The organism is Bradyrhizobium retamae (genome assembly GCF_001440415.1).
Taxonomy (GTDB): Bacteria; Pseudomonadota; Alphaproteobacteria; order Rhizobiales; family Xanthobacteraceae; genus Bradyrhizobium; species Bradyrhizobium retamae.
In genome coordinates this window covers 1-12171 of the sequence record NZ_LLYA01000176.1, presented here as the reverse complement: position 1 = coordinate 12171, position 12171 = coordinate 1, and the positions used below count along the sequence as shown (strand labels likewise).

Annotated in this window: 9 protein-coding genes and 4 pseudogenes; 11 read left to right on the top strand and 2 right to left on the bottom strand. The window is 61.4% G+C overall.

Going from position 1 to position 12171, the window contains the following annotated elements:
- Nucleotides 1-21: 21 nt before the first annotated feature.
- From CQ13_RS28165 to hemN, 11 genes and pseudogenes are all read left to right on the top strand, one after another.
- Nucleotides 22-840: a hydrogenase expression/formation protein gene (locus CQ13_RS28165; protein WP_245309372.1), complete on the top strand. Its 819-nt coding sequence runs from the start codon at nt 22-24 to the stop codon at nt 838-840.
- Nucleotides 837-1053, top strand: a pseudogene (locus CQ13_RS28160) (rubredoxin). The gene CQ13_RS28165 and the pseudogene CQ13_RS28160 overlap by 4 nt, the downstream one beginning before the upstream one ends.
- Nucleotides 1043-1576: a [NiFe]-hydrogenase assembly chaperone HybE gene (gene hybE, locus CQ13_RS28155; RefSeq protein WP_057846086.1), complete on the top strand. Its 534-nt coding sequence runs from the start codon at nt 1043-1045 to the stop codon at nt 1574-1576. The pseudogene CQ13_RS28160 and the gene hybE overlap by 11 nt, the downstream one beginning before the upstream one ends.
- Nucleotides 1573-2670 carry a nickel-dependent hydrogenase large subunit gene (locus CQ13_RS28150; protein WP_057846085.1) on the top strand — a complete coding sequence of 366 codons (1098 nt, stop codon included), beginning with the start codon at nt 1573-1575 and terminating at the stop codon, nt 2668-2670. The genes hybE and CQ13_RS28150 overlap by 4 nt, the downstream gene beginning before the upstream one ends.
- A complete protein-coding gene (gene hypA / locus CQ13_RS28145) occupies nt 2663-3004 on the top strand; it encodes a hydrogenase maturation nickel metallochaperone HypA (RefSeq protein WP_057846084.1) in 342 nt (113 codons plus the stop codon). The genes CQ13_RS28150 and hypA overlap by 8 nt, the downstream gene beginning before the upstream one ends.
- Nucleotides 3004-3963 carry a hydrogenase nickel incorporation protein HypB gene (hypB, locus tag CQ13_RS28140; RefSeq protein ID WP_057846083.1) on the top strand — a complete coding sequence of 320 codons (960 nt, stop codon included), beginning with the start codon at nt 3004-3006 and terminating at the stop codon, nt 3961-3963. Before hypA ends, hypB begins: the two co-directional genes overlap by 1 nt.
- Nucleotides 3960-6227: pseudogene (gene hypF / locus CQ13_RS28135) on the top strand (carbamoyltransferase HypF). The gene hypB and the pseudogene hypF overlap by 4 nt, the downstream one beginning before the upstream one ends.
- Nucleotides 6228-6276: 49 nt before the next feature.
- Nucleotides 6277-6465 carry a HypC/HybG/HupF family hydrogenase formation chaperone gene (locus tag CQ13_RS28130; protein ID WP_347337063.1) on the top strand — a complete coding sequence of 63 codons (189 nt, stop codon included), beginning with the start codon at nt 6277-6279 and terminating at the stop codon, nt 6463-6465.
- Entirely contained in the window at nt 6462-7601 is a 1140-nt protein-coding gene (gene hypD, locus CQ13_RS28125; RefSeq protein ID WP_057846081.1) for a hydrogenase formation protein HypD, read from the top strand. The genes CQ13_RS28130 and hypD overlap by 4 nt, the downstream gene beginning before the upstream one ends.
- Nucleotides 7601-8641, top strand: coding sequence for a hydrogenase expression/formation protein HypE (hypE, locus tag CQ13_RS28120; protein ID WP_057846080.1), 1041 nt, complete (start codon nt 7601-7603; stop codon nt 8639-8641). The genes hypD and hypE overlap by 1 nt, the downstream gene beginning before the upstream one ends.
- A gap of 373 nt (nt 8642-9014) precedes the next feature.
- Nucleotides 9015-10230, top strand: a pseudogene (gene hemN, locus CQ13_RS28115) (oxygen-independent coproporphyrinogen III oxidase); the annotation flags it as partial.
- Nucleotides 10231-10232: 2 nt separating this feature from the next.
- Here hemN and CQ13_RS41640 read toward each other — a convergent pair.
- Together CQ13_RS41640 and CQ13_RS47275 are read right to left on the bottom strand one after the other, a co-directional pair.
- Nucleotides 10233-10388, bottom strand: a pseudogene (locus tag CQ13_RS41640) (transposase); the annotation flags it as partial.
- Between the two features lie 284 nt (nt 10389-10672).
- On the bottom strand, nt 10673-11047 hold the full coding sequence (locus CQ13_RS47275) for a DUF4189 domain-containing protein (RefSeq protein WP_082637691.1): 375 nt from the start codon (nt 11045-11047) through the stop codon (nt 10673-10675).
- Nucleotides 11048-12171 lie beyond the last annotated feature (1124 nt).

The following is a 12171-nucleotide window of genomic DNA, read 5'->3' as shown; positions in this document are numbered from 1 at the left end:
CCGAGAAAATGCGAGCAGCTGATGAGCGTGTTTCCTATCGCCGCGGAAAGTCTCGGCGCAGCCCATAGCGGGCTGACGGCTGCGGGTGCGCTCGCGAGGCCCGCTTCGCTCAATTGCATCGAGCTGGCAAGGAACTGTCAGAGTGCCAACGCGCTGTTGTCTTCCGTCGCGGCTGCCGTTGCCGGCCAGAAGAGCGACGTGCCGACGCAGCTGTTCAGGCTCGGGAATCTCAGCGATCTCGAGCGCAAGCTGATTGCGGACGTGCTTGGAGAGGGCGAGCTGGCCGGCGTCGTGGCGCTGCCGGGTGGCCGCGTGGCGCAAATCCAGGAATCGGTACTTGCGGGAATCTGGCGCGTGCGCATCGAGACCGACGCCGCACACGAATATGTCGAGGTCGGTGCCATCCCGGAGATCGTGCGGCGCGCCGCAACCGACCTGACGTCGAGCGATCTCATGATCGGCGCGGCACCGGACGGCGCGATGAACGTGCTGCCGGTGCTCGCGGAAATCCGCGAGCGGGCATTGGCCTGGCGGCCGGGCATGCGCTCGCAGATCATCAACTTCACCCTGCTGCCGATGAGCCCGGTCGACCAGGCGTTTCTGCAGCAAAGCGTCGGCAACGGGCCGATCCAGCTCAGCTCGCGCGGCTACGGGACTTGCCGAGTGCTTGCTACGGGCATCCGGAACGTCTGGTCGGTGCAGTTCTTCAATGCCATGGACACCATCATTCTGGATACGCTGGAGATCGGCGGCGTGCCAACGGTCGCCTTGGCCGCCGAGGAGGATTTCTGGGATTCCGCCGAACGCCTGCAAGAAATCATCAAAGCTTACTTCGAATGACGAGCTTCGAGAATTTTAGCGTCCGGAAGGATATCGCAGACGGCGCGCGCATGGAGTGCGGCATCTGTTGGATCGTCTACGACCCAGCTGAGGGGGATGAGGCGACGCAGATTGCAGCGGGAACGCCTTTCGCCGGGTTGCCCGAAAATTGGCGTTGTCGCAAATTGCGATGCGCCCAAATCGAAGTTCATGGGGATTGAAGATGACGCCTAACCGCGAACAGCATCCCCGCAGGAGCGTGCACGCCGATGCGTCGGCGTGGGGCGAGATGCTCTCGGCAGCCTATCGGGATATCGCCGATCGCACCATGCGCGACCTGCCGATCTTCAACGATGCCTTGAGCGTCGAAGCCATCGCCTTTCGCGCGCGCGAGGGCAGGGTCGTCGGCATGATGGTCACGCCCTGGTTCATGAACGTGGTCATACCCATGCGTGACGGCACTTCGCAATCGTCTCCGGGCCCGGGATCGAACCTGCGCTTGCGATTTCCGGCCGGCGAGATCGAATTCACCGTCAGCGATCTGGTGCCCGTGGGCTCGATCGCGAGCTACTCACTGTTCTCGCCGATGTTTGAGTTCGAGGATATGGCGTCCGCGCGCGCCACCGCCGAAGCAGCGCTCGCGGCGCTGATGTCGCCGGCCAATCGCGCGGCGTCACATGGGACAGATGCGCCACATATCAGTTCGTTCGACCGCCGGCATTTCTTGCACGGTGTACTGACGGAGCGGCGCGCATGAGCCTCGCCGTCCGCAACCAGATCGATGTTACCGTATCGCTTGCTGGCGACGCAATTGCCGCGGTCGAGATTCTGCCGTGCGCCCGGCCGCCACTGGCGCGGCTATTCGCCGGCAAGCCGGCCGCTTCGTTGCTCAACGTGCTGCCGCGAATCTTCTCGTTGTGTGCCGCCGCGCACCAGGTGGCATTCCTGTCCGCGATCGAAGCGGCGCGCCGCGAAAACATCAGCCTTGCGACGCGGCAGCATCGTATCGCCATGGTCGTTGCCGAGCGGCTGGCGGAATTGCTGCGGGGCCTGTTTGTCGGGCATTTCGCGCTGGATACCACCAGCGCCGCAGCGATCCGCGCCCTGATGGAGGGGGTATCGGCACTTCTCAGCAGCTCAGAGCCCGGCTGCGGCCAGGTTCGACGCGAGGCAACAGCGCGGGTTCCGATTGCGCTGGCAGCGCTTGGCATAACGAACGAAGACGGCGCGCCGACACTCGGTAACGCACTCGCCCTTCGCATCGCGGCTCTCGAGGAAGACGCGTTGAACCCAATGCCTACGCAGCACTCGTTTTTGTCCGTTGCCGACGACCGCAGCGTCATTGAACGGCTGCTCGCGGATGATGCAGGATTTTGCCGTTGCCCCGACCTGGAGGGCCGCATTCCCGAGACAGGTGCGTGGGCGCGCCAAATGATGCGTGATCAGCTCACGCTAGGCCGGTCGGGGCCGGCCGAGCGGCTGAAGGCGAGGATCGCGGAAATCGTGCGACTGCACGCTTGGCTCCGCTCCAGTGCTTATGTTGAAACAGCGGAGGATGGGATCGTCGAAAGCTACAGGCTGGGGCCGGGCCGTGGTGCGGCCGCGGTCGAATGCGCAAGGGGACGTCTCTATCACGCGGTTGAGCTTGATCGTCAGGGGCAGATGTTGCGCTTGGAATTTCTTGCCCCAACCGAGTGGAATTTCCACGCGCGCGGACCGCTTGTCCGCAGCCTGCAAGGCGCGGTGCTGGCCGCGAAACCGCGGGGACTGGGTGCGGTTCGCGCGATGGTCGCATCCTTCGACCCTTGCGTCGGGTTCGCTCTCAATTTTCGCGAAATTGGCGATGCATGAAATGGCGCTTTGTGAGGGCATCGTCGAGATCGTCGAGGAGGAGGCGCGCCGGCGATCGTTTTCCAGGGTGAAGACCGTGTGTCTGGAGATCGGGGCGCTCAGCCATGTCGCTCCCGAAGCGATGAAGTTCTGCTTTGCGGTCGTTGCCGCGCGGACAATCGCCGATGGCGCGGTTATTGAGGTCATCGAATTGCCTGGCGTCGCCTGGTGCATTGCCTGTTCGAGGAGAGTTGAGATTGCGCAGCGCGATGAGCCGTGTCCCTGCTGCGGCAGCTATCAGCTGCAGGTGACCGGGGGCGAAGAGATGCGGTTGAAAGAGCTGGAGGTCGATTGATGTGTACCGTATGTGGCTGTAGCGAAAGAACGCCCTCCATCGAACGCGCCGACGCGCAAAGTGCGCAAACCCAGGGTCATCACCATGATCATGCGCATGATCACTACGGTCACCACCGTGATCATGTGCATAGCGGTCAAAACGTGCATGATTCTCACAACCATCACCACGGCCATTATCACCATCATGATCATAGCCATCAACATGCTCAGGGCGGAGGGGCGCTTGTGGATTGCGGTGCCGATCCGGCCGGCTTGAAGATCGCGGGTATGAGCAGCGAGCGAACCATTCGGATCGAGCGCGACATTCTTGGCAAGAACAATAGGATCGCCGCCGACAACCGCGCGCGCTTCTTGACCGATGACCTGCTCGTGTTCAATCTTGTTTCCAGTCCGGGCGCCGGCAAAACCTCGCTGCTCGTCCGCGCCGTCTCGGAACTGAAGGATAGCCGCCCGGTTGGTGTCATCGAGGGAGACCAGCAGACCTCGAACGATGCCGATCGCATTCGCGCCACCGGCGCGCCCGCAATCCAGATCAATACTGGCAAGGGCTGCCATCTCGATGCTGCGATGGTCGGTGAGGCTTATCGCCGCTTGCCGCCGCTCAAGGGTGGTATTCTCTTCATCGAGAATGTCGGGAATCTAGTTTGTCCCGCGGCGTTCGATCTCGGCGAAGCCTGCAAGATCGTGGTGTTCTCGACCGCCGATGGTGAAGACAAGCCGCTCAAATATCCGGATATGTTCGCCGCATCGTCGCTGATGCTGATCAACAAGATTGATCTGGCGCCGGTGGTCGACTTCGATTCAGCCAAGACCATCGAATATGCGAGACGCGTCAATCCGAACATTGAGGTGCTGACGGTTTCGGCGCGTACGGGCGAGGGCTTTGCCGCGCTCTACGCCTGGATCCGGAAGCAGGCTGCGAATCAGAGGCGTCCCGTCGGTGACGCATTGCCATGAGCGCGAGCGGCGATGCCATCATCCGCGGCGGAACGCGGCTGCGGGTGCGCGTCAGTGGCGCCGTGCAGGGTGTCGGCTTTCGTCCGTATATTTATGGTCTCGCTACCCGTTATAGGTTGGCCGGGTTCGTCGCCAACGATCCTGATGGCGTGATCATCGAGGTTGAGGGCGACCTTACGTGCGAGTTTGTGGCCGCTTTGCCACTCGAAAGCCCTCCATTGGCGCGGATCGACCACATCTCCGTTCAGGAGATTGATGCGCTTGCGGCGAAAGACTTCTCAATCCGCGCCAGCGAACACGGGAGGGGCTCGACGCGGATCGTCGCCGATGCCGCGACATGCCAGCAATGTCTCGATGAGTTGTTCGACCCGAACAGCCGCCATTACCTCTATCCCTTCATCAACTGCTCTCATTGCGGCCCGCGCTATACCATCGCCGAACGGCTTCCCTACGATCGCCGCAACACGGCGATGGGGGAGTTTGCGATGTGTGCCGCCTGCGCGGGCGAATATGCCGATCCGGCGAGCCGCCGGTTTCATGCGGAAGCGATTGCATGTCCGACATGCGGTCCTCGGCTCAGTCATGGGATCAACGACATTGCCGCGGGGATCGATGGCGGCCAAATCGTCGCAATAAAGGGGGTTGGCGGGTACCAGCTGCTTTGCGACGCTCGCAACCATGACGCCGTGCAGCGTTTGCGCAGGAGGAAGCAGCGCGACCAGAAGCCGTTCGCGGTCATGGTTGGTTCCGTAGAGCAGGTCAGCGAGATTGCGGAGGCGAATGCCGCCGAGCTCCCACTGCTCGAATCTGTCGCCCGTCCGATCGTCCTCCTGCCGTCGCGCAACAATCTAGCGCCGGCGATAGCCCCTGGCCTGTCGCGCGTCGGCGTGATGCTGCCGGCGGCCCCGTTGCATCACCTTATCTTCCATGCGCTTCGTTCGACAGGTGCATGGCATGGGGCTGAAGGTCCGGTCATTGTCAGCACCAGTGCTAATCCCGGCGGCGAACCGCTCCCGATCGACAACGCGGAGGCGCTGCGGCGGCTCGCGGGCATCGCCGATCTTATTGTGACCCATGATCGCGATATTCAGACGCGCGCCGATGATTCGGTAGTGGCGGTGGTGGCGGGGCGGCGCTAATTCATTCGTCGCGCCCGCGGCTATGTTCCCGAACCGATTCGGCTTGCGAGGTCCGTGCCGCCCGTCCTCGCCGTCGGCGGCGCGTTGAAATCGACCATCACGGTCACACGGGGCAGTGAGGCCTTCGTCTCCCAGCACATCGGCGATCTCGATACGGCTGAAGGCATCCGCTTCTTCGAGGAGACGATCCGGCACCTCACATCGACCCTCGACATCGATCCTGTCGTCATTGCCCATGATCTGCATCCCAACATGGCGGCCACCCGCTTTGCGGAAGCAAGCGGCCGCGCGCTGGTCGCTGTTCAGCATCACCACGCGCACGCTGCGGCCGTCATCGCGGAGCATGGCCTTGCGGGGCCTACGCTCGCCCTTCTCCTCGACGGCTATGGTTATGGCTCCGACGGCGGCAACTGGGGTGGCGAACTCTTGTTGTGCGAAGGCGCCGGGTTTCGACGGATCGGGCATTTCGCGCCGTTGCAAATGCCTGGCGGAGATCGCGCAGCCCGCGAGCCTTGGCGCATGGCGAGCGCAATATTTCACTTGCTGGGACGGGAAAGCGAAATCAGGCCGCGCTTTGCAGCACAGCCTCAGGCCGAGCGTCTGCCGTCAATGCTCGATCAGCCCGGCGTGGCGACCACGACCAGCGCGGGCCGACTGTTCGACGCAGCGGCGGCGCTGCTGGGGATCGCGACTTTGCAGAGCTATGAGGGCGAAGCCGCGATGAAGCTCGAGGCGCGTGTGCGGCGGACTGCGGTGCTTGAAGCGGGCTGGATGATCGATGGCGACGTGCTGTCCTTTCGCCCGCTGTTTGCGCGTTTGATTGCAGACAACGTCGGTGCCACGGAGGGAGCGGAGCTGTTTCATGGCACGTTTGCCGCTGCCTGCGTTGACTGGGTCGCGCGCGCGGCGCGGACAACTGGCGTTACCGCCGTCGTTCTGAGCGGCGGCTGCTTCCTGAACGCGGTACTCGCGGATGAAATCGAGCGCGGCTGCATTGCGGCCGGCCTCACTCCGCTACTGCCACGGCAGGTTCCGCCCAATGACGGTGGCTTGAGCCTCGGACAAGCCTGGATCGCCGCTCTGCAGATTGCAGAACGGCCGTCAGCCCTGGAAGGAACAGCCTAATATGTGTCTCTCGGTACCAGCTGAGGTCGCGAAAATTCTTGCTGATGACATGGCCATCGTGTCCATCGACGGCATCAGCAAGGAGATATCGATCGCGTTCATCGACGATCTCGCGGTGGGGGACTACGTCCTTGTCCATGTCGGCTATGCCCTGGCTAGAATTGACCCGGCGGAAGCCAAGCGCACGCTGCAGCTCCTACAGGAGCTGGGCAGCGTGGGGACGGAGCTCCAGTCATGAAATATGCCGACGAATTTCGCGACAAGACCATCGCGCGGGGGCTAGCGCGTGTGATTGGCGCCGAAACCGATTCGCAAAGGGAATATCGGTTCATGGAATTCTGCGGCGGGCACACGCATGCGATTTCCCGCTATGGCCTGGAGGATATGCTGCCTGCGAATGTTCGCATGATCCACGGGCCGGGTTGTCCCGTCTGTGTTCTCCCCGCCAGCCGGATCGACATGGCGATCAGGCTCGCCGAGCAGCCGGAGGTCACTCTCTGTGTCTATGGCGACCTGATGCGCGTGCCCGGCTCGCAGGGAAAATCCCTGCTGAGCGCCAAGGCGTTCGGCGCCGACATTCGGATGGTCTACTCGACGCTCGATGCGATCCGGATCGCCGAACAGGCGCCGAATCGAGAGGTGGTCTTTTTTGCCATTGGATTTGAGACCACGACGCCGCCGACAGCGGTGATGATACGGCTTGCCGAGAAGAAATGGCTGAAGAGTTTCAGCGTGTTCTGCAACCACGTGCTGACTCCCTCGGCGATGCACAGCATTCTCGAGAGTCCCGATATCCGGAATATCGGGCGGGTCGAAATTGATGGCTTCCTCGGGCCTGCGCATGTCAGCACCATCATCGGCACGGAACCTTACGAGGTCCTCGCAGAACAATTCGGCAAGCCGATCGTGATCGCGGGATTTGAACCGCTCGACATGATGCAGGCGATCCTGATGCTGGTGCGGCAGGTGAACGAAGGCCGACATGAGGTGGAGAACCAATACAGCCGTGCGGTGACGCGGAAAGGCAATCGGCGCGCCCAGGAAGAGGTGTCGGATATCTTCGAATTGCGTGACCAGTTCGAATGGCGCGGGCTCGGGCTCGTACCCCATAGCGGACTAAAGCTAAAGCAGGCTTACGCTCAATTCGACGCCGAGATGCGTTTCACGATGCACGAAGTGCGCGTTGCCGATAATCCGGCGTGCGAGTGCGGGGCCATCCTGCGCGGCGTGAAGAGGCCGGTTGACTGCAAGCTGTTCGGAACCGTCTGCACGCCGGAAATCCCGATAGGATCCTGCATGGTCTCATCGGAAGGCGCCTGTGCCGCGCATTGGACGTATGGACGGTTTCGCGATTATCGGTTGAGGCGGGCGTGATGAGAGCCTATCAACGCAAGCTCGACATCAAGAACGGACGGGTCGACCTGTCCCATGGCGCCGGGGGACGCGCCATGGCCCAGCTGATCTCCGGCCTGTTTCACGAAGCCTTCGGCAATGAATGGCTCGCCCGCGGCAACGATCAGGCGGCCTTCGATGTTGGCGCCGGCAGGATGGTGATGACGACCGATGGCTATGTGATTTCGCCGCTGTTCTTTCCCGGCGGCAATATCGGATCGCTCGCGGTGCACGGCACGATCAATGATGTCGCGATGGGCGGCGCGCGTCCGCTCTATCTGTCGGCAAGTTTCATCATCGAGGAGGGCTTCCGCTTTTCGGATTTGAAGACGATTGCGGATTCGATGGGTGAGGCCGCGCGCGCCGCCGGCGTTTACATCATCACGGGCGACACCAAGGTCGTCGAGCGCGGGAAGGCGGACAGCCTGTTCATCTCGACGACGGGGGTCGGGGTTTTAGCCGATGGGCTCGATCTCTCCGCCGAGAAGGCAAGGGTCGGCGACCGCGTGCTGGTCTCCGGCAGTCTCGGCGACCATGGTACGGCGATCATGTCGAGGCGCCAGAATCTCGCTTTCGAGACCGAGATCGTCTCGGATTCCGCAGCGCTGCATGATCTCGTAGCCCTAATGGTTGCGGCCGGTGGCAGCAGCATCCGGGTGATGCGCGACCCCACCCGCGGCGGTCTTGCGGCGATGCTCAACGAGATTGCGCATCAGTCGGGTCTCGGGTTCCATCTGCAGGAAGAGGCCATTCCGGTGAAGCCGGCGGTTGCCGCCGCCTGCGAACTCCTTGGGCTTGATCCGCTACACGTCGCCAACGAGGGCAAGCTCGTTGCCATCGTGGCGCCTGACATGGCCGATGCCGTGCTTGCAGCCATGAAGGCGCATCCGCTCGGGTGCGATGCGGCTGATATCGGCGAGGCCGTAGCCGACAATCATCAGTTTGTGCAGATGTCAACCAGCTTTGGTGGCGGGCGAATTGTCGATTGGCTGTCGGGCGAACAATTGCCCCGGATCTGTTGAGCGCAATCGCACTTCTGCCATTTCGTGCTTTGAGGAGATCGCTCTGCGATCCTCATGAAGCACTTGTTCGCCTCGAGCGCATCAATCAAACCGAACATGCGGGATGGGACTCGAAGCGGAACGGCGCACGTCGATCCTCGACATCAAGCCCTGCTCTCAACATCAGTTGTGTGATAAATTCCTTCTTCTCACAAACATTAAATGAGTGTCAGGGAGTGGCTATCGCTCCCGCTATCATGCTAACCGGTCTCCTTAGCATGGACATCGACGGAACGCAGATTTCGCGGCTAAAGCGGACCGATTGATATGGCGCAAAGACACAGGGGAGCGCAGCGGTTAGGGTGATGCTGATATAAGCGTGGGATAGTAACCGTTGCAGGCCTCAATCCTGAAAAAGTATTGCGATGCCTGCCTGCCTTGGTACACCATCTATCCAACTGTACCGGAGTTCTCCCCGGCTGTCGGTGCACAGGATTGTGAGAAATGGCTGAGGCGCCTGCCGGCTGACGACTCCGTGTCGCTCTATCTCCACATTCCGTTCTGCCGGTCGATCTGTTGGTATTGCGGCTTCCCTACGGCCATCACTGGCCGGGTTGCGCCGATCCTCAATTATTTGTCGGTGCTGCGCGAGGAGATCCGGTTGGTCGCGGAGCAAGCGCTGCCCGTGAGAGACGTGCACTTCGGCGGCGGAACGCCGACCGTCATCGAGCCAGCGGAGTTCCTGGCCCTGATGGAACTCCTGCGCCGCCGCTTCGCGTTCAGGAAAACGGCTGCGATCGCCGTCGAGATCGACCCGCGCACGTTCACGGTCGAGATGGCCGAAGCCTTAGGAGCAGCCGGCGTGAACCGCGCGAGCGTCGGCGTGCAGAGCTTCGATCCCATTGTTCAAAAAGCGATCAACCGGTCCAGAGTAAGGCGCAGACGGCCGCTGCCGTCGAAAAATCTGCGCCAGCACGGAATAAGCCGCATCAACTTCGACCTCATTTTCGGTCTCCCAAATCAGACGGTGCAGTCCTGCGTCGAGAGCGCGACGACGGCGGTAGCCATGCGCCCGGACCGGCTTGCGGTTTTCGGCTACGCGCACGTTCCTTCGTATATGAAACGTCAGCGCCTGATCGATGAGGCAGCGCTGCCGGACAGTGCTGCCCGCGCCGAACAGGCCGCGGCCGTGGCCGATACGCTTGTCGCCACCGGCTATCACCAAATCGGGCTCGACCATTTCGCCTTGCCGGACGATGAGCTCGCGCTGGCGCAGAAAGCCGGTCGCCTGCGGCGTAACTCCTTGGGTTACTCGGCCGACACCTGCAAAATCCTGATCGGCTTCGGCACGTCGGCCATCGGCCGTCTCGGCGACGGTTACGTCCAGAACGATGTTGCAACAGGCTCCTACAGCCGGCACATCAGCTGGCCGTCTGGCGACGTCAAAAGGCTACCGTCTCACCGATGAAGACCGCGTCCGAGCCGCGATCATCGAGCGGCTGATGTGCGATCTGGAGGCCGACGTGCCGGCAGTCTGTGCCGCCCACGGAATTTATGCGATCCCTTTTCTCGATTCAGCTGAACGCTTGGCGATGCTCGCCGAGGACGGGTCTCAATTGAGCCAATATGCGACGAGAGCGGCGAGCTGAACAGCGGCCAAGAAATTCCGGGCGAGCTTGTCGTATCGTGTGGCGATGCGGCGGAAGTCCTTGAGCCGGCAAAAGCAGCGTTCGATGACATTTCGGCCTCTGTAGGCGCGTTTGTTGAAGCGATGAATGACGACAAGGAGGCGTTACGCCAGGCGGCCTGACGATGCTCGGGCCCACCAAAGGGATGGACGCCACCCCTCTCCGCCGCCGTCGCTCGCCCGCTGCGCTTCTGGGTGAGGCGAGCGACGGCGGCTCCGAGGGGATGGCTCGGCCGGACCCCATGATCGATTTTGCTGAACTTGACGCACAGAACTCTCTTCAGTCGCGGGGTTCGGCTGGATATGTCTGCTACGAATTTGGGTTCGCCTGACCTCCTGCCTCAGCCTTGGTTTACTGACGGGCCTTAGTGGCAAACCCAGGCCCGCACTTTGCAGTCCTCGTCGCCGGTCTCATTGCATCTGACCACCGCGCCTTGTTGCGATCGCTCCTCTTCCAATTCACCAAGTGGGTGGGACCACCACGCACGTCCCAGCCCGCGTCCCCTGCCTATGGCAACGGCGGCGCAAGCGTTATTTTCGTAAGCTGTGATTTGGCAATCCGAGCCGCCGTTGCCGCGACAGTTGAGCAGGGCCCACCGTCTAGCGTCCCGTTGTGATCCAGACCCGTACGAGAAACCGACCACGTCATCTGGTTTGGAGTATGCGATGGCCCCGGAGCCGGCGAACGCGGTAGTGTTTGAAATGAACAGCGCGAGGGCGCCGATTATTAGTTTACGCATTCACTTTCCTCCATTTGGATTTGAGCATCGCACCGAGCAAGAGGCCGCTTGCTCGCTGCTCCGTTTGTTGCCTGCAACCTCTTGCAAGTTTCGGGCGCAAAATTCGGCGCTGTTCCGCCAATCGCCGATTGACACTCGACTATGGTGAAAGCGAAAGGCGGGCTTTTTTGGCGGGGTAAATTGCCCCCATCGGTCACGAGACGACAGCCACAAGGCCGCCGCGCCGATCCTGCTCCCGCTACTCCGCGGGCGCTGCGGAAAGCGTCGGAATTCCATGATGAGCAGGCACGTACTCGATCTTTGTCATCGGCGCCTTGGTGGCTCGCAGACTGCCGACATGATAGCCCTGCCTCTGAACGGCAGACTTGATCTCGTCGCTGACTTTCAGAACCCTTCTTCTGCTCTTCCGCCATTTCATCTGGTAGCAAAACAGCTCTAGCCGCAACTATCGCGTCCTGTGATATGCTCCCAAAACCGCTGTGGATCGAAGTGCCGCGAACTTCTTTGGCGTTGGTCTGTTCTTTACTCGGCATCAGCGCTTTTTTCCATAATCCAAGATCCTGTCGTGCCGTTCATGTTCAGCTCAAATTGGCGCCTATTGCCCTACGGCGAGATAGAGCAAGGGCCGTGCCAGCGCTCCTCGCGCGCATTAAGCGCCTGATTGTGCTTTGAAACAGTTCGCGATGCGCAAACGGCGCACGGTGTTTTGAATCTCACAGCTTTGTGCACCGCTGTCAGAAAGCGGACAAGGATCGAGGGGCTGACGCATCCGGACCTTGCCCCACGGACTTGATCCGGGTTGAAGGCAATTCCTTTTTGGCAATGCGCGCGGCGCCCTGGGAGACTTGCGGTGGGCTACCGCCAACTGCTGCAAGAGGATTTCACGGTCCATGCCGCGCTTACAGCAAACTAGCTAGCACTACTTTGGCAGATTTATTGGATTGATCGTCGCAACAGGATTCCCGAATCAGGTTTTCAATGATTCATGAGAGGTCGGCTTATGGAGGGCCGATCTATGGACGTGGACTGGCAAGCCGATCTCGATCGCTGGCTTGCGCCGTTTGTCGCGGCGCTAGTGTTCTGACTCATTCATTTGCATCCCGCTTTTGCGATGGCGAGCGCTT